The sequence below is a fragment of the Stenotrophomonas sp. GL_111 genome (assembly GCF_057835245.1).
Window position 1 is genome coordinate 4,138,636 of the sequence record NZ_CM174421.1, and the last position, 23,371, is coordinate 4,162,006.

General features: G+C 68.3%; 17 protein-coding genes. 11 read left to right on the top strand and 6 right to left on the bottom strand.

Translation table 11 applies throughout. The features are described from left to right. Window positions 1-58: 58 nt before the first annotated feature. On the top strand, window positions 59-1,933 hold the full coding sequence (locus AC3IPM_RS18400; RefSeq protein WP_489301675.1) for an aspartyl protease family protein: 1,875 nt from the start codon (window positions 59-61) through the stop codon (window positions 1,931-1,933). A 44-nt stretch (window positions 1,934-1,977) separates the two neighbouring features. Here AC3IPM_RS18400 and AC3IPM_RS18405 read toward each other — a convergent pair whose 3' ends face one another. The 3 genes from AC3IPM_RS18405 to AC3IPM_RS18415 form a co-directional block, all read right to left on the bottom strand. Then, the gene (locus AC3IPM_RS18405) at window positions 1,978-3,333 is read right to left on the bottom strand and encodes a Gfo/Idh/MocA family protein (protein WP_489301676.1); all 1,356 of its coding nucleotides are present in this window, start codon (window positions 3,331-3,333) and stop codon (window positions 1,978-1,980) included. 56 nt (window positions 3,334-3,389) lie between these two features. Then, complete coding sequence (locus AC3IPM_RS18410; RefSeq protein WP_489301677.1) at window positions 3,390-6,362, bottom strand: TonB-dependent receptor domain-containing protein; 2,973 nt, start codon at window positions 6,360-6,362, stop codon at window positions 3,390-3,392. Between the two features lie 133 nt (window positions 6,363-6,495). Beyond that, window positions 6,496-9,804 (bottom strand): TIM-barrel domain-containing protein, encoded by a 3,309-nt coding sequence (locus AC3IPM_RS18415; protein ID WP_489304212.1) that lies wholly within the window; start codon window positions 9,802-9,804, stop codon window positions 6,496-6,498. A 394-nt stretch (window positions 9,805-10,198) separates the two neighbouring features. On the opposite strand from AC3IPM_RS18415, the gene AC3IPM_RS18420 reads away from it, so the two are divergent. From AC3IPM_RS18420 to AC3IPM_RS18445, 6 genes are read left to right on the top strand one after another with little or no spacing between them, the layout of a single operon-like run. Then, window positions 10,199-11,356 carry an SIS domain-containing protein gene (locus AC3IPM_RS18420; protein WP_489301678.1) on the top strand — a complete coding sequence of 386 codons (1,158 nt, stop codon included), beginning with the start codon at window positions 10,199-10,201 and terminating at the stop codon, window positions 11,354-11,356. 7 nt (window positions 11,357-11,363) lie between these two features. Then, complete coding sequence (locus AC3IPM_RS18425; protein WP_489301679.1) at window positions 11,364-12,290, top strand: ROK family protein; 927 nt, start codon at window positions 11,364-11,366, stop codon at window positions 12,288-12,290. A 27-nt stretch (window positions 12,291-12,317) separates the two neighbouring features. Then, on the top strand, window positions 12,318-13,646 hold the full coding sequence (locus AC3IPM_RS18430; RefSeq protein ID WP_489301680.1) for a D-tagatose-bisphosphate aldolase, class II, non-catalytic subunit: 1,329 nt from the start codon (window positions 12,318-12,320) through the stop codon (window positions 13,644-13,646). A 34-nt stretch (window positions 13,647-13,680) separates the two neighbouring features. After that, entirely contained in the window at window positions 13,681-14,457 is a 777-nt protein-coding gene (locus AC3IPM_RS18435; RefSeq protein ID WP_489301681.1) for a DeoR family transcriptional regulator, read from the top strand. Then, window positions 14,454-15,569: an N-acetylglucosamine-6-phosphate deacetylase gene (gene nagA / locus AC3IPM_RS18440; RefSeq protein WP_489301682.1), complete on the top strand. Its 1,116-nt coding sequence runs from the start codon at window positions 14,454-14,456 to the stop codon at window positions 15,567-15,569. Before AC3IPM_RS18435 ends, nagA begins: the two co-directional genes overlap by 4 nt. Before the next feature lie 53 nt (window positions 15,570-15,622). After that, on the top strand, window positions 15,623-17,428 hold the full coding sequence (locus AC3IPM_RS18445; protein ID WP_489301683.1) for an MFS transporter: 1,806 nt from the start codon (window positions 15,623-15,625) through the stop codon (window positions 17,426-17,428). A 51-nt stretch (window positions 17,429-17,479) separates the two neighbouring features. On the opposite strand, the gene AC3IPM_RS18450 is transcribed toward AC3IPM_RS18445, so the two are convergent. The 3 genes from AC3IPM_RS18450 to AC3IPM_RS18460 all read right to left on the bottom strand — a co-directional run bounded on the left by AC3IPM_RS18450 (window position 17,480) and on the right by AC3IPM_RS18460 (window position 19,344). After that, complete coding sequence (locus AC3IPM_RS18450; protein ID WP_489301684.1) at window positions 17,480-17,896, bottom strand: SecDF P1 head subdomain-containing protein; 417 nt, start codon at window positions 17,894-17,896, stop codon at window positions 17,480-17,482. A 122-nt stretch (window positions 17,897-18,018) separates the two neighbouring features. Then, entirely contained in the window at window positions 18,019-18,582 is a 564-nt protein-coding gene (locus AC3IPM_RS18455; RefSeq protein ID WP_489301685.1) for an HdeD family acid-resistance protein, read from the bottom strand. A 69-nt stretch (window positions 18,583-18,651) separates the two neighbouring features. Further along, entirely contained in the window at window positions 18,652-19,344 is a 693-nt protein-coding gene (locus tag AC3IPM_RS18460) for a ComF family protein (RefSeq protein ID WP_489301686.1), read from the bottom strand. Between the two features lie 73 nt (window positions 19,345-19,417). Here AC3IPM_RS18460 and bioB point away from each other — a divergent pair, with 73 nt between their 5' ends. The 4 genes from bioB to AC3IPM_RS18480 all read left to right on the top strand — a co-directional run bounded on the left by bioB (window position 19,418) and on the right by AC3IPM_RS18480 (window position 23,363). Further along, a complete protein-coding gene (gene bioB / locus AC3IPM_RS18465) occupies window positions 19,418-20,467 on the top strand; it encodes a biotin synthase BioB (RefSeq protein ID WP_489301687.1) in 1,050 nt (349 codons plus the stop codon). Between the two features lie 64 nt (window positions 20,468-20,531). Then, window positions 20,532-21,743 (top strand): 8-amino-7-oxononanoate synthase, encoded by a 1,212-nt coding sequence (gene bioF / locus AC3IPM_RS18470; RefSeq protein ID WP_489301688.1) that lies wholly within the window; start codon window positions 20,532-20,534, stop codon window positions 21,741-21,743. A 16-nt stretch (window positions 21,744-21,759) separates the two neighbouring features. Continuing rightward, the gene (gene bioH, locus AC3IPM_RS18475; protein WP_489304214.1) at window positions 21,760-22,521 is read left to right on the top strand and encodes a pimeloyl-ACP methyl ester esterase BioH; all 762 of its coding nucleotides are present in this window, start codon (window positions 21,760-21,762) and stop codon (window positions 22,519-22,521) included. Between the two features lie 59 nt (window positions 22,522-22,580). Next, window positions 22,581-23,363, top strand: a complete 783-nt coding sequence (locus tag AC3IPM_RS18480) for an SDR family oxidoreductase (protein WP_489301689.1) — start codon at window positions 22,581-22,583, stop codon at window positions 23,361-23,363. The last annotated feature ends 8 nt before the right edge of the window (window positions 23,364-23,371 follow it).

Sequence of the window (23,371 nt, forward strand, 5' to 3'; positions counted from 1 at the left end):
GATCTGTGGCGCGCTATCGGCGCTCATGACCGCTGGTTCCAACGCAGACGGTGATGTGATGCGATTCAAGCGTGTAGTACTCGGCCTGCTGCTGGCCGCGGTGGTGATCCCTGCGCAGGCGCGCAGCCCGGTGCCGATCCTGGAGCGGGCCCGGGTGGCCAGTGGCGATACCCGCTGGGCCGCCATTCAGACGTTGCAGGCCGAGGGACAGAAAGCGGCGGGCGGTCTGGCCGGTCGTTGGCAGCTCACCCAGGACCTGGTGGGCGGTCGTTACGTGGAAGCCTCACGCCAGGGCGCATTCGACCAGTCCCAGGGCTATGACGGCGACCAGGTCTGGCGACGCGATCACGGTGGTGAAGTGGCCCTGCTGGACGGCGTGGTGCCGCGCCGCCAGGCACGTACCCAGGCCTGGCTGACCGCACGCGGCTACTGGCAGGCCGATCGCCTGCCCGCCCACTACGCCTCCGCGCGGTCGCAGACCCTCGATGGGCGTCGCTACGACGTGGTGCCCGCAACACCCGAAGCAGGGGATCCGCTGGAGCTCTGGTTCGATGCCCGCACCGGCCTGCTCGCCCGCATCGTGCTGCCGGTGGCGCGCAGCACGGCGGTGTCCGAGCTGGGTGACTACCGTGAGGTGGACGGGCTGCAGCTGCCGCATCGGATCACGCTGCAGCACGTCGACAGCGCCGGCCGCACCGACCCACGCCAACGCAGCGAGATCCAGGTGCTGCGCTATGCCGTCAACGCGCCGCTGCCGCCCCACCCCTTCGCGCCGCCGCCGATGCCCACTGATGCCCACGTGGAGAACGCCAGCGGGGTCACGCGCGTGCCGTTCGACCTGGTCAACAACCATGTCTACGTGGATGCCCAGGTTGATGGTCAGCCGGTGCGGCTGCTGGTGGATACCGGCGCGGTCAACCTGCTGACCCCCGCCGCCGCACAGCGCCTGGGCATCGCCAGTGCCGGCGAGTTGAGCATCCAGGGTGCCGGTGATGCTCCCTCCCGCCTGCGCCTGGCGCAGAGCCGCAGCCTGCGCGTGGGTGAGGCGCTGCTGCCCGATCCGACGTTCTACATCGTCGATCTCGGCGAGCAGGTAGCGTCGATGGGCGTGCACTACGACGGCTTCCTCGGCTACGAGACCTTCCGACGCTTCGTCACTACCTTCGATTACGCCAACCAGATACTCACGCTCACCGCGCCCACCCGCTTCCGGCCCCCCGCCGACGCGGTGGCCTTGCCGTTCGAGCAGGACGAGCGCGCGCCGGTGCTGTCCGGCGTGCTGGACGGGATACCGCTGCGGCTCTGGGTCGACTCGGGCTCGCGCGGCTCGCTGAGTTTGAACAGCCCGTTCGTGCGCTCGCACGAGCTGCTGAAAAAATACCGCGCCAGCGCGGAGAGCGTGGTGGGTTGGGGCCTCGGCGGTCCAGCACGCGCGGCGCCGGCGCGGCTGGGCGTGCTGCGCATGGGCAGCCTGCAGGTTGCAGGGCTGGCCGGCGACCTGTCCACCACCGACAAAGGCGCACTGGCGCTGTCCGACTACGGCGCGCTGCTCGGCGGTGGCGTGCTGCGGCGTTTCACCGTCAGCGTGGATTACGACGCAAAGCGAATGTACTTCACGCCCAATGCGCACAACGCAGCACCGGAACCCTTCGACCGCAGCGGCCTATGGCTGCAGCAGGACGGTGCGCTGTTACGGGTGGGCGATGTGGCCGCTGGCAGCGCGGCCGCCACCGCGCAGCTGCGCGAGAACGACCGCATCGTCTCGATCAACGGCGAACCGGTGGCGCGCCGGGGACTGGGGCAATGGCGGGAGGTGCTGCGCACGCTGCCCGTTGGAACGCGGGTGACGCTGGGTTTCCTGCGCGATGGGCAGGCGCACGAGGCTGCGGTGGTGCTGGCTGAGCGCATTCCGGAGCGTTGGGTTGGGCCGTGAGAGCAAAGCGCCGAGCATGGCTCGGCGCTACCCAAGCAATGTGATCAATACGTTCCGTCGAACGCGAAGATCGGCTTGCGCTGCTTCCACAGGCCGGCGGTGAAGTCGGGGAACTCCAGGGTCTGGAAGCTGTTGGCGATGGACTGCTCGGACAGCGGGGTGATCGCGCTCCAGGTCACCGCATCGTAGATGTCGATGGGCATGGGTGCCTTGGCCTTGAGGGCTTCAACGAACGCATGGATCACGAACCAGTCCATGCCGCCATGGCCGGCGCTGGCGGCGGTGTCGGCATGCTGCTTCCACAGCGGGTGTTCGTACTGGTCCTGGTAGGTCTTGAACTCTTCCCACTGGTGCGGCGGGCTGCGGCCTTCGATGTGGATCGAATGGTTCACATCCATCCACAGGCCTTTGGTGCCCTGCACGCGGAAGCCCATCGAGTACGGCCGCGGCAGCGAGGTATCGTGCTGCAGCAGGATGGTCTCGCCGTTCTCGCAGGCCAGGGTGGTGGTGACGATGTCGCCGAGCTTGAAGGCCACCTTCGTGCTCGGGTGGGTGGTGCCGCCGCTCTTGGCCACGGTGTAGTCGTGCAGGCCGCGGGCCTTGCTGGCGAACGCGTTGATATGGGTGATGCGGTTGCCGCGGTTGATGCCGGTGTACATCGCACACGGGCCGATGCCGTGGCTGGGGTACAGCTCGCCATTGCGCTTGACCGAATGCTCGGTGCGCCAGCGCGCTTCGGACCAGCCCTTGGCGCCGAACTCCACGCCGCTGTCATAGGGCTGGGTCGGATCGCCGGAGTTGAACTTCACCCCGCGCAGGTCGTGCTGGTAACCGGCCTGCAGGTGCACCAGTTCACCGAACAGGCCCTGGCGCACCATCTGCAGCGCGGCCATCACATCGCGGCGATAACAGACGTTCTCCAGCAGCATGTACGGGGTGCCGGTGCTGAGCTGGGTCTTGAGCACATCCCAATGGTCCTGCAGGGTGATGCCGGCCACCACTTCGCAGCCGACCGCGACCTTGGCCTGCATCGCGGCGATGGCCATCGGCGCGTGGTACTCCCACGGCGTGGCGATGATCACGCCGTCCAGGCCGCGCTGTTCCAGCAGGCGCTTCCAGGCGTTGACGTCGCCGTCCTGGCCGTAGGTCTTCGGTGCCGGCTTGCCGGCCTTGGCCACCATGTCCACGGCGCGCTTGAGCATGATCGGCTCGATGTCGCACAGCGCCACCACCTCCACGTCGTCACGGCGGACCAGTTCCTTGAGCAGCACCTGGCCGCGCATGCCGGTGCCGATCACGCCCAACCGCACCTTGCGCCCACGGGCCCAGGCGGGGGTCTGCGAAAGCAGGCTGGTGGCGGCGAGCGCGGCGCTGGCCTGGATGAATTCCCTACGTTTCATGGCAAACATTTCCTCTTTTGGGTACCGCGCCGGCCGCAGCCGGCGCGGTGGAACACTTAGAACTTGTAGCCGACCGTCAGACTGTAACCACGGCCGAAGATGGTGGCGTAGTCACTGGAATCGCCCAGGAAGCTGTTGGGATCGTAGAACGGCAGGCGATCGAACAGGTTCTTGACCGTGAAGCCCAGGTTCCAGTGGTCATCCGGGCGCCAGGTGACGCTGAGGTTGGCGGTCCACCACGACGGTGCACCATCGCACTTGCTCTTCTCCAGCGCCAGGAAGCCAGCGGTGCAGGTTTCCGGATTGTTGTCCACTTCATCCACCTGGTCGCGCGCCCACTTGGTGCCGCCGACGTAGTTGATGAACATGCTGGTGGTGACCTGCTTGTAGTTCCAGTCGGCGTTCAACGTGGCACGCAGGCGCGGGTTGTTGTAGTAGCCGACTACGTCGCCGTAGTACCAGCCGCTTTCTTCATCCATGTAGTAACGGTTGCGGTTGGCGATGGTGGCGGCCACCCCCACATTCAGGCTGCCCCACTCACCCAGCGAGAAGCGGCTGCGCGCATCGATGTCGAAGCCATCGACCAGGGTCTTGCCACGGTTCTTGTACTGGCCCACGACGCTGGCCACGTTGCCGACGCTGTAACCGGGCAACGCCGAGGGACAGGCCACGCCACTGGCCGGATCGGCACACATCGCCGCCAGCACGGCCAGGTTGGCGCGGTCGCTGTCGGTGATCGGCGAGCGGGTGGAGGCGATGATGTCGCCGTCCTTGCTGAAGTCCGGCGCGACGATTTCATTGTCGCGGTAGATGAACCAGTAATCGGCCGAGACCGACAGCCAGCTCGCCGGCTCGTAGACAAAACCGAGCGTGGAGATCTTGGCCTTCTCCGGCTTCAGTTCCTGGTTGGGCTGGGTCATGCGCGCCACGGTGCGGCTGCAGTCCAGGTTGGTCAGGGTCTTGCCCAGGTCGACATCACCGGGGCGGCTGGACTGGCGCAGCAGGCTGGCGATGGCGTTGGTCTCGGCGCAGCGTACTTCGTCGCGGTAGCCACCGAGCTGGGCGAACACGCCGCCGCTGCCGGACTCGGCCAGGCTCGGCGCACGGAAGCCGGTGGAATACGTGCCGCGCAGCATCAGCTGCTCGAAGGCCTGGTACTTGAAGCCGATCTTCGGGGCGACGTTGGCGCTGAAGTTGGGGTACTTGTCCACGCGCACGGCCGCGTCCAGTTCCAGCTTGTCGGTGATCGGCGCAACGGTTTCGGCGAACAGCGCGTAGGTGTTGCGCGCGCCGTCGAACCACGAGCCACCCTGTTGGGTGATCAGGCCGGCCGCGGCATCCGGGTTGCCCGGGGTGTAGAAGGTTTCGCGGCTGGCGTTGAAGCCGAAGGCCGCGCGCATTTCACCGGCCGGCAACTGGAACAGCGGGCCTTCGATCTTGCCGTCCAGGGTGTGCAGGCGGGTCCAGGACTGGATGTCGAAGGTGGGGAAGGCTTCGCGGATCAGCTTGCCGTTGGCTTCGCTGATTTCACCGAACTTGTAGGCGGGGTGGTCGGAGATGATCACCCGGCCGGTGCCCGGATCGATGCTGTACGGGCCGAAGGCGCGCTCGAAGCCCTTCACGTTGACGTTGATGGTCTGGTAGGTGGTGGAGTGCGTGCCGGCGGTGGCGAAGGCGGTTTCCCAGTTCCAGTCGCCGACGTTGCCGCGCGCGCCGGTGAGCACGCGGTAGCTCTTGTCGGTGTTGCGCTGGCCGAAGTAGTTGGCACCGGCATCCTGCAGCAGGTACTGCAGGCCAACCACGCCGCCCATCATTGCTTTCAGCTCGGGGCTGGCGTGGTTGTACTCGTTGTTCGGGCCCAGGAACGGATACAGGAACTGGTTGACCGTGGTGCCGGTGTCGCGCGAGAACCAGCTGGTCGGGTTGCCGGTGGTGGTGCCGTAGCTGCGCGGCGTGCCACCGTTGGCGCGCAGGTCGATGTCGGTGTAGGTCGCCTCGGCGAAGATCTCGGTGTTGTCACCCACCAGGAAGGTGCCGTTGAGGTAGGCGGTATTACGCTCGGACTTGGCGCCGGCATCGATCTCGTTGTTCATCCAGGTTTCCCAGATGCAACGCGGGCCGGCAGCTTCGCCGACCAGCACGTTCTGGCAGCCCGGTGCGGCTTCCTGCACGCGGCGGCCGGTGGCCGGGTCGAAGGCGAAGTAGCTGCCCGGGTTGAACTGGCCCGGCTTGCTGCCCACGCCCAGGCGCAGGTTGGTGAGGTAGTTGGGGTTGTTGACGTAGTACTGGCTGGGGCGCTTGTCGTAGAAGTCGCTGAGCGGAATCGCATCGCGCCGGTACATGTTGACCGCGCCGTAGATGTTGAAGCGGTTCTCGTCGAGGTCGCCGAAACCGGCGGTGATGCTCACCTGGTTCTCGCCGTAGGAATCGATACGCGAGGACTTGTCGGCGCTGAAGTTGATCTCCGCGCCCTGGTAGTTGCGCTTGGTGATCACGTTGATCACGCCGGCCACCGCGTCGGTGCCGTACACGGCCGAGGCACCGTCGGTCAGCACTTCCATGCGTTCAATGGCCGCGGCCGGGATCGCATCGATGTTGACGAACTGGGTCTGGAAGCCGGCCGGTGCGCCGTAGTACGACAGGCGACGTCCGTTCAACAGCACCAGCGTGCCCTGCGCGCCGAGACCACGCAGGTTGGCCTGCGAGGCGCCGTCGGAGCCGGTGAACAGCGAGCGCGAATCCTGCTGGGCCGGCCGAGCGGCGGGCAGGTTGTCGAGCACCTGCAACAGCGTGCGCGCGCCCATGTTCTCGATGTCCTGCTTGCTGATCACCTGCACCGGCGATGCCGTTTCCACGTCGGTGCGGCGGATGTTGGAGCCGGTGACTTCAATCCGCGACAGTTCGGTGGCCTTCGGGTCGGGTTTGGCGTCCTGCGCGGCGGCGTTGCCGCCCACGGCAAGGGCCAGGCCCAGCGCGATGGACAAGGGCGTGGCGGGGATGCAGCGATGGCGATGGCGTTCGGTCAACATCTTTGTCTCCTTGTTCGATCCGCAGCGTGGGGCTGGCGGTGGATGGGTGTTTTCGGGCAAACGTCCCCCGTGCCGCGGCCAGAAGGCCGCAGACGGGAAACGGAGAGAACGGTTCGAAACGCGGTGTTCGGGGTTACGGCGACACGATGCTGGCGGTATCGCCCTCCTGTCCGACCAGGGCCGCATTGGCCCAGTTGCCACAGACCTGCGCGGGGTGTTCGCCCTGCGCGCCCAGCGTGCGCAGGCTCAGCGTCTGCAGGCCGCGCACGTCCAATTCTGGTTTGACCACGCCCGGTGCCTTGACCAGGCCGCTGTCATACAGCAGCCGCCCATCGCCCCAGACCTGGAACTGCATGCCGCCGGCACTGCGGCAGGTGTCATCGATGCCAAGATCGGCGCGCAGCAGGCGCCAGCTGCCAGCAAGCTTGAGATCGATGCGGCTGCCGGCGTTGACGCCCAGGCCACGGCGGAACTGCAGGCCATTCATGCGCATGTCGACCTTGCCGCCGAAGGCGTGGTCGGCCGCCACCGTGCTGGCCAGCGCGGCTGGCACCGGCAGTGCGGACAGGTACTGCTGCTGCGCCGGGCGCTCGGCCTGCACGTGTTCCAACACATGGAAGGTGGACAGCACGATCGGGCCGACATCGCGCGGCTGCAGTGCATCCACTGCACGAGCCACGCTGCCCTGCGCGGCGGTCACCATCGGATCGGTGGCACTGGCGCCGTCGCCTTCGGGGTTCTGCGTGCTGAGCACACGGAAGCGCAGCAGGCGGCCGGCATGGGCGGGGAAATCGATCTGCTGCTTGTCCTGCTTCAGCACCAGGCGACCGCGCTTGACCGGTTCGCCCCACTCACCGTTGCTGTCGCCGATATAGATTTCGTAGTCGCGGACCTGGCCATGCTTCCAGTGCTGGTCATTGCGCGGCGCGATCTCGATGCCGTCGATGAGGCGACGCTCACCGAAGCCGACCACCCATTCGTGCGCGCCGGTCTTGACCGCCTGGTTGCGCACGGTGCGGAACCAGGTGGCCGGATCGTCGTCGAAGGCTTTTTCCAGTTCATAGCCGGGTTCTTCGGCCGGGCGGTTGACCACCAGCAGGCTGTCGGAGGGCAGCGCACGGCCCAGCTCCGGTGCGGCCGGGTAGGCATCGTCGGCCAGCGCCTTGGCCACCGGCAGGTCCAGCTGCAGCGCGAGCGGCTGGCGGATATCCACCGGCGCGGTGCGTACATGCACGGTGCCACGGCGCTCGGTGGCATCGAAGTACCAGCCTTCGTTCGCGGCCTGCCAGGCGGCCTTGTCGGCCAGCATCGGCAGCGCGCGGCTTTCCACCGTCACCGCGCTGGGGCGCTGGCGGCTGAGCACGCGCAGGCCGTAGCGACGCTGCGCCAGCTGGCCGGCGTACTGGCCCTGCACGGCAGCGATGCGTACCTGCACCGGGCCGGTGCCCTGCGCCGGCGCCTGCACCTGGATCTGCTGGGTGCTCGACTCGCCCTTCTCGTAGCGACGGGTCGCGCCATCGTCTTCGTACAGCGTGTACTGCGAATCGCCCTGCGGGTACAGGTCGAAGGTCACCTCATCCAGCGGCTTCTCGCCGTCGTACAGCATGTCCGGATACATCGGGATGATGGCCCCGGCGCGCACGAACACCGGCAGCGTGGCCAGGTCGACCGGACGATCGAGCTGGCGCCCATCGGCACCGGCCTGCAGCTGGCGGCCATCCCAGTAGTCGATCCAGCGGCCCTGCGGCAGGTGGATGTCGCGGCGCCAGCCACGGCTGGCCGCCTGGCTGCGGTAGACCGGGGCAACCAGCAGTTCGCGGCCAAGCAGGAACTGGTACTTGTGCGCTTCGGTATTGGCCTGCGGGTCGTTGGGGTAATCCCACATCAGTGCGCGCACCAGCGGCGCGCCGGTGGTGGCCGCCTCGTGCGCCAGCCCGTACATGTACGGGGTCATGCGCATCTTCAATTTCAGGTAATCGCGGTTGACGCTGCGGTAGGGCTCATCGAACCACCACGGGTGCTTGCGTGCGCTGCCCGACCAGCCGGACATGCCCATCAGCACCGGGGTGAAGCTCTTCCACTGCAGATCGCGGGTGAAGGTTTCGGCGCTGCCGCCGAAGATCGCATCGACATCACCGCTGGCGTAAGCCATGCCCGAAAGACCCGAGCCGATCAGGGTGGGGATGTGCCAGCGGATGTAGTCCCAGCTGCTGCTCTGGTCGCCGGTCCAGGCCACCGCGTAACGCTGGATGCCACCCCAACCCATCACCGTCCACAGGAACGGGCGCGAGTCGGAGTTGTTCATGATGCCGTTGAACGCGGACTGGTTGGCGTCCATCGCGAACTGGTAACCCTTGCCGGTCCAGGCCACGTCCAGCTTCTGCACGCGGCTGCCGGCGGTGCCCACTTCCCAGGCGATCTTGTCGACCCCGTTCTCGGTCCACAGCCCGGTCTTGAAGCCGTACTTCGCCAGGCCCTGCACGGTTTCGGGCAGCTTCTTGTAGCCGCAGCCATAGCCGTCGTTGGGCAGGATCCAGCCACCGGGCATGTCGTGCGCGCGGTACTGCTTGGCCACGCTGTCCACCACGTCCGGCGTGGTGCCGGTGGGGCCGTCACTCCAGCCTTCGGGCACGCTGCCGGGCTTCTTGATGTTGTCGCCGTCGTTGTAGCAATCGGCGTCGCCGTAGGAAAACGCCCAGCGCGGCAGCAGCCCGGCACGGCCGGTCAGCGCGGTGTAGCGGTCCAACAGCGTGTGCAGGCTGGCACCGACGAAGTAGTACGCATCGAAGCGGTCTTCGCGATGCAGCAGGGTGGCCTGGTCGGCCTGGCGCAGGTCGTAGCTGCCGTCGCTCCACGTGTTGCGCAGCATGCCCCAGCCGCGTGAGCTGAGCAGCATCGGCGCGGGGTTGGGGCGGTCGCCCTCTTCCCAGCCACCGGAGTAGGACACCTCCAGTTCGCGGCCCTTGAACTCGAAGCGACCGTTCTGCTGGCCACCGCCGTAGAAGAATTCGTCGGCGCTGCTGGACAGCACCTGCACGCTCTGGTCCTTGTCCAGGTCCAGCGGTTGCAGCTCGTGCCACAGCGGCACGCTGCGCTCGCCGTCGCGGCGTTCCAGCGACAGCCGCAGCGGTTGCCGCTGGATGTGCAGCACCAGCGCGTCGGTGCGGATGCGCACTTCGCTGCCGTCTTCCTCCAGCGTCGCGGCGGCCTTCGTGGCCGGCTGCGGCAGCACGATCGGTGCGGCCTTGTCGCCGGCCGGCAACAGCTTGCCCTGGCGGCCGGCCTGCACGCGCAGCACGTCCTCGCGCAGCAGGTCCACGCGCAGCATGGCGCCGTTGTCCGTGCTGATCTCCCAACCGGGGCTGCCGTCGCGGGCCGGAGCGGCCTTGATCGCGCGCAGGTTGCCCAGCGGCTCGGCCATGGCCGGTGCCGCCGCCAGCATCGATGCCGACAACAGGGCGAGTGCCAAGCCTGTGCGTTGAATCCGGCGAGTGCCTTGAATCTGGGTATCCACCTTGCCCCCATGCCCGCGGTCGGCGGGAATCTGCAACCAGTGCGGCCGACTCTAGGGCAGGGTCTCGAAAGATGTCAACAAATTGCAAAGAAAAATGAAGGATATTTTCCCATAAACGAAAGATGCGGCAAAGCAGCACTTTCTATATGGCGGCTGAATGCGCGGTTCGTATCGCATGAAACCGTGGTGCGTTGCGGAATTTCACTTCACTCCTATCCGACTTAGCTCGAAAACTGTGACCGACCAAGCTTTTCTTTATCTTTCGATATTTGACATTTCGAAAGAAAACGAACAAGGTTCGCTCGCCCAACAGGAATTGCGAATGGACGCTTCTCTGCTCTCTGATCTGCCCGCATGGCAGCGCCTCGGCGGCGCCTACACCGCGGAAGAAATCGCCCAGCAGCCCCGCTTGTGGGCGGCGCTGGCCGATGCGCTGGATGCGATCCAGCCCCAACTTGATGCCTTCCTCGGCGAGGCCCTGCGCCAGCCCGGCCAGCGGGTGATCTTCACCGGCGCCGGCAGCTCGGGCTTCATCGCTGAAATGGTCGCCGACCAGATCAATGCGCTGTGGCCTGCCGAGGTCCGCGCGATCCACACCACCAGCCTGCTGACCCACCCGGCGCTGTACCTGCAGCGAGACCGCCCGACCCTGCTGGTGTCGTTCGGCCGCAGCGGCTCCAGCCCGGAAAGCGTGGCGGTGGTGGACCTGGTCCGCGACCAGGTCGACGACGCGCGCTTCCTGGACATCACCTGCAATGCCGAAGGCGAACTGGCCCGGCGTGGCCACGGCCGCAGCGACACGTTCTCGCTGCTGATGCCGGCCGCCAGCTGCGACCGCGCGTTCGCCATGACCAGCAGCCTGAGCTGCATGCTGCTGGCGGCGCTGACCACCTTCGACAACGCACCGTGGCCGCAACGCCTGGCCCGCCTGCGCACGCTGTCCGGCTATGCCGCGCAGGCGCTGCAACAGTGGGATGGCGCGGTGGGTGCACTGGCGCATGCGCCGTATTCGCGGGTGATCTACCTGGGCAGTGGTCCGCTGGAAGCGCTCGCACGCGAAGCCGCGCTGAAGGTGCTCGAACTCACCGCCGGCCGCGTGCTGGCACTGGCCAACACGCCGCTGGGTTTCCGCCATGGGCCCAAATCCACGCTCAACCCGGACACCCTGGTGGTGATGCTGCGCAGTGCGCAGCCGCTGTCGCGCCGCTACGAGCAGGACCTGCTGGACGAACTGCGCCGCGATGGCATTGCCGGCCGCGTGATCTCGGTCGGGCCGGATGGCGCTGACCGCGTCGCCGGGGATTTCGGGCTCGACATCGCCACCCTGCCCGATCCGTGGCTGGCGCCGCTGTGGCTGATCATGCCGCAGTGCTACGCCTTGCAGCGTTCGGCCGCGCTCGGCCTGACCCCTGACAACCCGTTCCCGGATGGCACCGTGAACCGGGTCGTGCAGGGCGTCACCATCCACCCCCAAGGCTGAGCACGCCATGCACACCTGGTACGGCATCGACATCGGCGGCACCAAGATCGAGCTGGTCGCCTGCGACGCGGATCTGGTGGTGCACTACCGCCAGCGCGTGACCACGCCCGGCCAGGACTACGACACCTTCCTGCTGGCGGTGTGCGGGCTGGTCGAGGCCGCCGATGCCGCGCTCGGGCCGGGCTGCCAGGCGATCGGGATCGGCCTTCCCGGCGTGCGCGACCGCGACAGCGGCCGCCAGCTCAGCGCCAACGTGCCCAGCCTGACCGGGCGCACCGTGGGCGATGACCTGCAATCGCGCCTACAGCGGCCGCTGGCCCTGGGCAACGACCTGCAGTGCTTCGCGTTGTCCGAAGCGCACGGCGGTGCCGCCGCCGGGTACCCGAGCATGTTCGGGGTGATCCTCGGCACCGGGGCCGGTGGCGGTTACTGCCTCAACGGCCAGCTGGTGGCCGGCAACAACGGCATCGCCGGCGAATGGGGCCACTGGAGCCTGCCGGCCACGTTGCAGCTGCGCCACGACCTGCCCCTGCTGGACTGCGGCTGCGGCCTGCGTGGCTGCCTGGAGCGCTATGTCTCCGGCAGTGGCCTGGCGATGATCCACGCACGCCGTGGCGGCGAGGCGCTCGATGCCAGCGCGGTAGTCGCGCAGGCCCAGGCCGGCGATGCGATCGCACAGCAGGCGCTGGCGATCCACCGCGACCTGCTCGGCTACAGCTTCGCCAGCCTGATCCTGGCCCTGGACCCGCACGTGATCGTGCTCGGCGGCGGGTTGTCCAAGCTGGAGCAGCTGTACCGCGACCTGCCCGCCGCGATCGCGCCCTATCTGTTCAATGGCGTGCGCGTGCCGCCGATCCTGCCGCCGACCTTCGGCGATGCCGGCGGTGCCCGCGGTGCGGCACTGCTCGCGCGCCAGCACCATCGCGCCCCCTGATATCCCCCGCATTCCACTGGAGTTGCCATGTCCGCCGTCCAATCGTTGATCGCCGCCCACCGCCAGGGCCAACCCGTCGGCCTGTACAGCGTGTGCTGCAGCAACGACCAGGTGCTGCTGGCGGCCATGCAGGTCGCCCAGCGCTACGACACGCTGCTGCTGATCGAAGCAACCTCCAACCAGGTTGACCAGTTCGGCGGCTACACCGGCATGACCCCGCCGCAGTACCGCGACTACGTGCTGCAGCTGGCCCGCGATGCCGGCTTCCCGGCCGAGCGGCTGGTGCTGGGTGGCGACCACCTTGGCCCCAATGCCTGGCAGAAGGGCCCGGCCGAGGTCGCGATGGCCAACGCGCGTGAGCTGATCGCCGCGTATGTCGCCGCCGGTTTCCACAAGATCCACCTGGACTGCAGCATGTCCTGCGCCGATGACCCGACCCCGCTGCCCGATGCCACCGTTGCAGCGCGCTCGGCCGAGTTGGCGCGCATCGCCGAGCGCACCGCCGCCGAACACGGCCTGCCGCCGCCGGTGTATGTGATCGGCACCGAAGTGCCGATTCCCGGCGGCGAAGCCTCGCTGGCCGGCGGCCTGCAGGTCACCACCCCGACCGCGGCCGCCACCACGCTGGCGATCCATCGCGAGGCGTTCTCCGCACCGGACCTGCTGCCGGCGTGGGAACGGGTGATCGCGATGGTGGTGCAGCCCGGCGTGGATTTCGACCACAGCAGCGTGCACTACTACGACCCGGCTGCCGCCGCCGCGCTGTCGGCCTTCGTCGAACAGCAGCCGCGCATCGTGTTCGAAGCGCACTCCACCGACTATCAGACCGAAACCGGCCTGCACCAGCTGGTGCGTGACCATTTCGCCATCCTCAAGGTCGGCCCGGCCGCGACCTACGCGTTCCGCGAGGCGGTGTTCGCGCTGGCGATGATCGAACGCGAACTGCTGCCGGCCGCGCAGTGCTCCGGGCTGATCGACGTGCTCGACCAGTGCATGCGCGACAAGCCGGCCAACTGGCGCAGCTACTACCAGGGCGACGCCTACGAACTGAAGCTGCTGCGTGCCTATTCGCTCAGCGACCGCAGCCGCTACTACTGGGGCGAGCCGGAGGTACGCGCTGCGCTGGACACGCTGGTGGCCAACCTCACCGCGCACACCCCGCCGCAGATCCTGCTCAGCCAGTTCCTGCCCAACCAGCAGCTGGCCATCGAAGCCGGGCAGCTGCGCGCCGAACCGCGGGCGCTGATCCAGCACAAGGTGGCCGAGCGCCTGGCCGAGTACGCCCGCGCCTGCAATCGCAACCACGCCGCCGCCCGGAACGAAACTTCCCGGGCCACGGAGCTTTCGGAACGGTAAGCTTCGGCTTTCCTTCCGAATGAAGTCGCCCGTCATGCGAAACACACGGCAGCGCCGCCAACAGATCCTGCAACTGCTGGTCGAGCACGGCAACGTGCAGGTCAGCGAGCTGGTCGACCGCTTCAGCGTGTCGGCGGTGACCATCCGCGCCGACCTGACCCACATCGAGTCGCAGGGCCTGGCCACCCGCACCCACGGCGGCGCCACCCTGGTGCGCACGCCGCCGCAGGAACAGGACATCCACGAAAAGGACACGCTGAACCTGCCGCTGAAGGACAGCATCGGCGTGCATGCGGCCAACCTGGTCAAGGCCGGCGACAACATCATCATCGACTCCGGCTCCACCACCATGACCCTGGCGCGCCACCTGCGCGGCCATCGCGACGTGACGGTGATGACCAACGGGCTGAACATCGCCTGGGAGCTGGCCAATGCGCCCGGCGTGGAGCTGATGCTCACCGGCGGGCTGCTGCGCAAGCAGTCGCTGTCGCTGCAGGGCAGCCAGGCCGAGGCCAGCCTCAACACCTACAGCTTCGACACGCTGTTCCTGGGCGTGGACGGGCTGGACCTGCAGTTCGGCCTCACCACCCACCACGAGGCCGAAGCCAGTCTCAACCACCGCATGGTCGAGCGCGCACGCCGCATCGTGGTGCTCACCGATGCCTCCAAGTTCGGCCGGGTCAGCCTGCACCGCATCGCGCGGCTGGACCAGGTCCATACCGTCATCACCGACGCCAGCATCAGCACCGAGTACCTGGAAGGGCTGCAGAAGCTGGGCATCGAAGTGATCATCGCCGAGTCGCCGCCTTGACCCCGCCCCGAACCCTGCACGGCCGCATCCTCACCGCCACCGGTTGGGTCCGCGGCGATATCCGTTTCGACCAGCGCATCCTTGCCATCGACAGCGCGCACACCGATCCGCGCACCGATGACGAGGTACCGCAGATCCTGCCCGGCTTCATCGACCTGCATGTGCATGGCGGTGCCGGGGTGGACATCATGCAGGGCGGCGACGTGGCACAGACCGTGGCGCGCGCGCATGCCCGCCATGGCACCACCGCGCTGCTGGGCACCACCATGACCGCGCACGATACGGAAATCGTGCAGGCCCTGCACGGCCTTGCCGGCGCCATCGGCATCCGCGCTCCGGGCATGGCCCGCGTGCTCGGCGTGCACCTGGAAGGCCCGTTCATCAGCATCGAGCGCCTCGGCGCGCAGCCACCGCTGGTGGTCGAAGCCACCCTGGACGACGTGCGCCGGCTGCATGCCATCGCACCGATCAAGGTGCTTACCCTGGCCCCGGAAATCGGCGGACACCTGGCCCTGATCCCGGCGCTGAGCGCGCTGGGCATCCGCGTCCAGCTCGGCCACAGCGCCGGCACCTACGAAGACGGCGTGGCCGCCCTGCAGGCCGGCGCAGCTGGCTTCACCCATCTGTTCAACGGCATGACCGGGGTGGACCACTACCACCCGGGCATCGCCACGGCTGCCCTGGCACACGCCGAATACGCCGAACTGATTCCCGACCTGCAACACGTGCATCCCGGCGCGATCCGCACCGCGTTGCGCGCCATCCCCAAGCTCTACTGCGTCACCGATGCCACCGCCGCCACCGGCATGCCCGATGGCGAATACGCGCTCGGCCCGCAGCGCGTGCACAAGTGCCTGGGCTGCGTGCGCCTGTCGACCGGCTCGTTGGCCGGCAGCGCGCTGACCATGGACCAGGCGCTGCGCAACCTGGTCGCGCTGGGGCTGAGCCTGGACGATGCCTCCAACCGGGTCTCGCGCTTCCCCGCCGACTACCTCGGGCTGGCCGACCGCGGCCGCATCGCCGTGGGGGCCTGGGCCGATCTGGTGGTACTCGATGGCGACCTGCAGGTACGCGGCGTGGTGGTCGAAGGCGAAGCGATTGCGCTCGACTGAGCGCTGATTCCCGCGCCACTCCGGCGCATGCTGCTGCACACAGGACTGGCCCGATGAACGATGTTTCCGCCGCGATGCCCGTGCCCTCCAGCGCCGACGCCCCGCGTTGGCCAGTGCGCTATCTGTTGTTCATCGGTGGCATGGGCGGGCTGCTGTACGGCATCGACATCGGCATCATCGCCGGCGCCCTGCCCTACCTGGAGGCCACCGCCACCGCCAGCTGGCATCTGACCAGCCAACAGCTCGGCTTCGTGGTGGCTGCGGTGCTGCTGGGCAGCGTGCTGTCCTCGCTGTTCGCCGGCATGGTCGCCGATCTGATCGGCCGCCGCGGCGCGATGCTGCTGGCCGGCGTGCTGTTCACCGCCAGCATCCCGGTGATGGCGCTGTCGGACGGCTACTCCGCGCTGCTGATGGGGCGCCTGCTGCAGGGCATCAGCGGCGGCCTGATCGGCGTGGTGGTGCCGCTCTACCTGGCCGAAGTACTCAGTCCGGAGCGGCGCGGCCGCGGGGCGGCGATGTTCCAGCTGCTGCTGACCATCGGCCTGGTGCTGGCCGCCTTGATCGGGCTGTACCACGCGCACGCCGTCGATGCCGCTGCCGACGCGGTGCGCCTGTTGCCCGCCGCCGAACAGCAGCGCCTGCTGTTCGACGTCAAGGACCACGCCTGGCGCACCATCTTCTGGAGCTGCCTGCTGCCCGGCCTGGTGTTCACCGCCGGGGTGCTGCTGATCAGCGAATCGCCGCGCTGGCTGGTGCGCCGTGGCCGCATCGACAAGGCCCGCAAGGCCCTGCAGCGCAACGTGGCGCCCAGTGATGTCGAACCTACGCTGCAGCGCATGCAGGCCCCGGAAGAAGTGCAGGCGGGCCGCAACGGCAAGCGCGACCCACTGCTGAGCCGGCGTTACGTGTGGCCCTTCGTGCTGGCCTGCCTGGTACTTGCCTTCACCCAGGCCACCGGCATCAACTCGGTGCTGGCCTATGCGGTGAACATCCTCAACCAGGCCGGTCTGCCCGGCGCGGTGGCGAACTGGGCCGATGTGGCGATCAAGCTGCTCAACGCGCTGATGACCGTGGTGGCACTGGTGCTGGTGGACCGCAAGGGCCGCAAGTTCCTGCTGATGCTGGGCAGCGGCGGCATCACCGTGGCCCTGCTGGCGGCCGCGCTCTTGTTCGTCAAAGCCGAGCATGGCCGCCTCGACGTACAGGCGCAGCTGCAGCAGCAGGTGGCGGGCAGCACGTTGTCACTGCCGCTGGATGCCGCGCAATGGCAGGACCTGGACCGCACCGCCAGCACCGCGCCGCAGCAGCTGACCGTGTCCTATGCCTACGGCGGTTTCAGCAACGTGCGCTCGCTGCGCAGCGACAACCCGATCGACGCCACCCTGCAGATCCGTCGCGAAGATGCGGTCTCGGCCGACAGCGTGATCGGGAAGTTCTTCCGCACGCTGCATCTCAATCCGTTCCCGGATCCGGCGCTTGCCGCGCAGGCGCCGCTGGTGATCGAGCGCGCGATGATTGGCCCGGTGCCTTCCTCCACGCATGGCTGGCTGGTAGCCGGCTGCATCCTGCTGTTCGTGGCCTTCTTCGCGGTGGGCCCGGGCGTGTGCGTGTGGCTGGCGCTGTCCGAACTGATGCCCACGCGCATCCGCTCCAACGGCATGAGCATCGCGCTGCTGATCAACCAGTTCGTGTCCACCGTGATCGCGGCGATCTTCCTGCCCACGGTCGGCCACCACGGCTATGCCAGCATGTTCTTCTTCTGGGCTGGCTGCACGCTGCTGTACTTCCTGATCGCCGCGTTCTGGCTGCCGGAGACCAAGGGCAAGTCGCTGGAGCAGATCGAGGCGAATTTCCGTTGAGATGACCGGTGCGCGGACCCGCGCACCGGTCAATGCGGCACCGGGTACGCGTCAGGGCTGCTTGCCGGTGATCTCGGTATACATGCGCTGGGCCTGCTGCGCATCGCCCAGGCCGGCCACCTGCATGGCCTTGCCGAACGGCCCCCGGATGGTCGCTACCGACAGCACCTTGTCGCCGACACTGAAGGCCACGCGGCGGCCAACACGTGCTTCGGTAGCCGCCAGGATGCGCGGGGCGGCGGCCTCGGTCATCATCACGTTCAACACGGGTTCGCCGCTGTGCTCGGCCGTGCCCAGCGACAACGAGGCGATATCGGCCGTGCTGATGAATGCGGGCTCCAGCACCGCCAGTGGCTGGCCCTGCGCGTCCTTCAGTACGGTTGTACCGGCACTGCCCTGCTCATCCACTTCGCGCATCAGGATGCGTGCCTGTGGCAATGGGGCGGCCGAAACGTCCGGTTGGAACACCTGCTTTGCCTGCTGGCATCCCGCCAGTCCTGCCATGCTGGCCAACAACACTGCTGCAAGAAAGTACCTGCGCATACGCCTTCCTCCATGTTGAGGTGCGGCCGGGTCTTGCCCGGCCTGCGTCACCGCAGGCGGCGAAGGCGGAATGCCACCAGCACCTGCAGCAGGCCATAGATGAGGCTGCCGATGCCGATCCACAAGGTCGTCACCGCCACCCCGGCCAGCGGGTTGGCCACCATCAAGCCGCCCAGCACGATCGCCAGCACGCCGCTGAGGATCAGCAGCCACTCGCCCTGGATCTGCCGGCGCACGCGCACCGCGAACACGATGCGGTAGATGCCGGCCACGATCAGCCACGCCGCCAGCAGCAGGATCAACACACTGGCGGTGGCCAGCGGGTTGATCACCGCCAGCACGCCGAACAGCAAAGAGGCCAGCGCATACACCAACAGCCAACCGCGTGGCACGCCGCTGTTGCCGCCGAACAGCGCGAACAGGCTGATCAATCCCTCCACCAGCGCCATTACTCCGATCGCCCAGGCCAGCGCGGTGGCCGCCGACAACGGCCGCATGATTGCGATCAGGCCGAACACCACGGCGACCACGCCGTACAGCAGCAGCACCCACCAGCTGCGTGCGATCAACGACAGCAGCGGCGTGGTGCGCGAATCCGGTGGCAGGTTCATGCGTGATCCTTGAGGGCATAGTGATCCGGCATGGTAGGCCGCACTGGCGTGCAGACCGCGCAATGATGCTCACGGCACCCGTGCGCAGACCCACAGATGCACTTCGCTGGCGCCGGCCCGGCCCAGCGCGCGCATCGCCGCATCCAGCGTGGCGCCGGTGGTCATCACATCATCCAGCAGCGTCAACCGCGTGGGCGGCGGTGCGGTCACGGCGAAGGCATCCAGCAGATTGCGCCGCCGCGCGTCGGCATCCAGATCCGACTGCGCGGCGGTCAACCGTTGGCGGTGCAGACCGGTCCACAACGGCACGGCCAACGCGCGCGCCAGCGGCCGCGCAAGTTCCCAAGCCTGGTCGTAGCCGCGTGCGCGCAGGCGTTTGCGATGCAGGGGGATGGGCAGCAACGGGCTGTCGAGAAAGCCGGGCACCCGCTGCAGCATCAGCTGCGACAGCAGCCGCCCCGCGGCCAGGTCCTGGTGGAACTTGAAGCGCCGCAGCAACTGGTCCACCGGCGCGGCGTAGACAAACGCTGCCGCTGCCTGCCGCGGTGGCGCGCGCAGGCAGGCCCCACAGCGTGCTGCCGGTTCGCCTGCAGGCAGCGGCAGCGCACAGCCTGGGCAGGCGCGATCGTTCCACGGCAGCCCGGCATGGCAGGCCGCACACAGGTCCAACCCGTCGCTGCCGGGTTCCTGGCAGACCAGGCAGCGCAGTGGCAGGGCCTGGAGGCCGAGCCAGGCGAATGCATCGTAAACTTTATTCAACATTGAATAGTTGACAGCGTCGGATCACCTCACCAGACTGCCGCCCTTTCGTTCCACAATCTGTCAGGACTTCCCCATGGCTTCCGTCATCCGCCACGACTGGCACCGCGACGACCTGCTGGCGCTGTTCGCGCTGCCGTTCCCGGAACTGCTGCACCGCGCCAGCAGCGTGCACCGGGAGCACTTCGACCCGGCGGAAGTCCAGGTCTCCACCCTGTTGTCGGTCAAGACCGGCGGCTGTCCGGAAGATTGCGCCTATTGCCCGCAGGCGCAGCGCTACAGCACCGGGGTGGAGGCGCAGAAGCTGATGGCCACCGAGGAGGTGGTCGCCAAGGCCCGCCAGGCCAAGGCGGCCGGGGCCTCGCGGTTCTGCATGGGCGCGGCCTGGCGCTCGCCCAAGCCGCGCGACATCCCCAAGGTGGCGGCGATGATCCGCGAGGTGAAGGCGCTCGGCCTGGAAACCTGCGCCACCCTGGGCATGCTGAGCGGCGACCAGGCGGTGGCCCTGCGCGAGGCCGGGCTGGACTACTACAACCACAATCTGGACACCGCGCCGGACTACTACGACTCGATCATCCATACCCGCCAGTACCAGGACCGCCTGGATACCCTCGAACACGTCCGCGACGCCGGGCTGAAGACCTGCTGCGGCGGCATCGTGGGCATGGGTGAAACCCGCGCGCATCGCGCCGGGCTGCTGGTGGCGCTGGCCAACCTGCCCGCGCACCCCGATTCGGTACCGATCAACCGGCTGGTCCAGGTGGCCGGCACCCCCCTGCACGGCAGCGCCGAACTGGACCCGTTCGAGTTCGTGCGGATGATCGCCGTGGCGCGCATCGTGATGCCGCGTGCGATGGTGCGGCTGTCGGCCGGGCGCGAGGCAATGAGCGATGAGCTGCAGGCGCTGTGCTTCGTGGCCGGGGCCAATTCGATCTTCTACGGTGAGAAGCTGCTGACCACCGGCAACCCGGACACCGAGCGCGACCTGGCCCTGTTCGAGCGGCTGGGGCTGCGCCCGATGGCGGTGGCCGTTGATGCGGCCGACCACGACCACCCCGGCACCGTACATGCCGACATCACCGCCAAGGCGGGCGCGTGCGGTGGCGGCTGCGAACGGGCCGCCTGAGCGGGCCGAGCGCGGTGCCCGGCAACCGGGTACGCTAGCCGCCCACCCATGCCAGCCGACGACCATGGCCCGTCCTGACCTGCACGACCGCATCCAGGCCCAGCGCAAGCTCCGTGACGCCCAAGGCCGCATCCGCGTGCGCCGTACGGTGACCCGTCGCGATGGCGTGCGGCTGGAAGTCGACGGCCAGTGGCTGACCGGCTTCTGCAGCAATGACTACCTGGGCCTGTCCCAACAGTTCGGCGTGGTCAGCGCCTTGCAGGATGCCGCCGCGCGCGAAGGCACCGGCGCCACCGCCTCGCACCTGGTCTGCGGCCACCATGCCCTGCACGACGCGCTCGAGCGGGAAGTGGCCGAGTGGCTCGGCTATCCGCGTGCGCTGCTGTTCGGCAGCGGCTTCGCCGCCAACCTGGCCGTGCAGCAGGCGCTGCTCAGCGAAGAAGACGATGTCTGCGTGCAGGACCGGCTCAACCACGCCAGCCTGCTGGATGCCTCGCGGCTGGCCGGCTGCCGGCTGCGCCGCTATCCGCACCTGGATACCGAAGGCGCGCTGCGCCAGTTGAAGCACGCCCCGAACGGGGCGGCGATGCTGGCCACCGATGGCGTGTTCAGCATGGACGGCGACATCGCCCCGCTGCGCTCGCTGTCGCTGGTGGCACGCATGCAGGAAGCCCTGTTGTACGTGGATGACGCGCACGGCATCGGCGTGGTCGGCGAGCACGGCCGGGGCTGCGTGGCCGACGCTGGCTTGGGCGTCAACGATGTGCCACTGCAGCTGGCCACGCTCGGCAAGGCGCTGGGCGGCAGCGGCGCGCTGGTGCTCGGCGATGAAGCCATGATCCAGCACCTGGCCGAAACCGCACGGCCCTACATCTACACCACGGCGGTACCCCCGGCTCAGGCCGCGGCCTCGCTGGCCGCCGTGAAGCTGGCCCGGCGCGACGACTGGCGCCGCCAGAAGCTGGGCGAGCTGGTCGGCATTTTCCGCGCCGGCGCGCGTCAGCACGGGCTGGACCTGATGCCCTCCGATACCCCGATCCAGCCGCTGCTGTGCGGGGCCGAATCCACGGTGATGGCCTTGTCGGCCGCACTGGAAGCCTCCGGTTTCCTGGTCAGCGCGATCCGCCCGCCGACCGTGCCGGAAGGCAAGGCGCGCCTGCGCGTGACCCTGTCCGCGCTGCACACCCCGGCCCAGGTGCGCGCGCTCACCGATGCCATCGCCCACGCCCGCGACACCGTGCTGCGCCAGCAGTCGCTGGATGCCCTGAGCGCGTGATGCGGGCGCTGTGAGCATGCATATCGAGGTGGTCGGCCAGGGCCCGGCGCTGGTCCTGATCCATGGCTGGGCGCTGCACGGCGGGGTCTTCGCCCCGCTGGTCGAGCGCCTCGCCGCGCACCACCAGCTGCATCTGGTCGACCTGCCCGGTCACGGCAGCAGCCGCGACGATCCCACCCCGTTGCGCCTGCCGCACGTGGTCAACGCCATCGCCGCCGCGACGCCGCCGGCGGTGTGGTGCGGCTGGTCGCTGGGCGGCCTGTTCGCACTGCATGCTGCCGCCACGCTGCCGCAGGTACGGGCCCTGGTGATGATCGCCGCCACCCCGCGTTTCGTACGCGGCGAGGACTGGCCGCATGCAGTTGATCCGGCGGTGTTCGAACAGTTCGGCCAGGACCTGGCGCAGGACTATCGCGGCACGCTGGAACGTTTCCTGGCCCTGGATGCGATGGGCTCGGAGCATGCACGGCAGGAGCTGCGCACGCTGCGCGAGATGCTGGTCGCGCGCGGCGAACCGGCCCCGCGCGCGCTGCACGAAGGTCTGCGTCTGCTCGAGAACACCGACCTGCGCGGCGCGCTGCCCTCGCTGGGCAAGCCCAGCCTGTGGCTGGCCGGGCAGCGCGACAAGCTGGTCTCGGCACGTGCCATGCAGGCCGCCGCCGCGCTGTCTCCCGTGGCCCAGGCACAGGTCATCGCCCACGGCGGGCATGCCCCGTTCCTGGGCCACACCGAACAGGTGGCCGACGCGCTGCAACAGTTCGTTGCCGCCCTGCCCTGAGCCATCCCCCACCCGCATCGCCGATGATGTACGCCTGCCACCGACAACAGGACTGACGCATGGATCTTGGAATCTCCGGCCGCTGGGCACTGGTCTGCGCGGCCAGCAAAGGGCTTGGCCTGGGCTGCGCCCGCGCGCTGGCACGCGAGGGCGTGCATGTGGTGATCGCCGCGCGCGGTGAAGATGCACTGGAGCGCGCCGTGCGGGAACTGCAGGCACTGCCCGGCGCGGGCAACGTGATCGGCGTGGTCGCCGACATCACTACCGTCACCGGCCGCGAGGCCGCGCTGGCGGCCTGCCCGCAGGTCGACATCCTGATCAACAACGCCGGCGGCCCGCCCGCCGGTGATTTCCGCCAGTTCACCCGCGAGGACTGGATCGCCGCGCTGGATGCCAACATGCTGGCGCCGATCGAACTGATCCGCGCCACCGTCGATGGCATGATCGAGCGCGGCTTTGGTCGCGTGGTCAACATCACCTCGTCCTCGGTGAAAGCCCCGATCGACATCCTCGGCCTGTCCAACGGCGCACGCTCGGGACTCACCGGGTTTGTCGCCGGGCTCGCGCGCAAGACCGTGGCCCACAACGTCACCCTCAACAACCTGCTGCCCGGGCAGTTCGACACCGACCGCCTGCGCGGCAACTTCGCCTACCTGGCCCAGCAGCAGGGCATCGACGCCGGCCAGATCGCCGAACGCAAGCGCACCCATATTCCGGCCGGCCGTTTCGGCACCGCCGATGAGTTCGGCGCGGCGTGCGCGTTCCTGTGCAGCGCGCAGGCCGGCTACATCACCGGGCAGAACCTGCTGATCGACGGCGGCGCCTACCCGGGCACGTTCTGAGTTTCCGC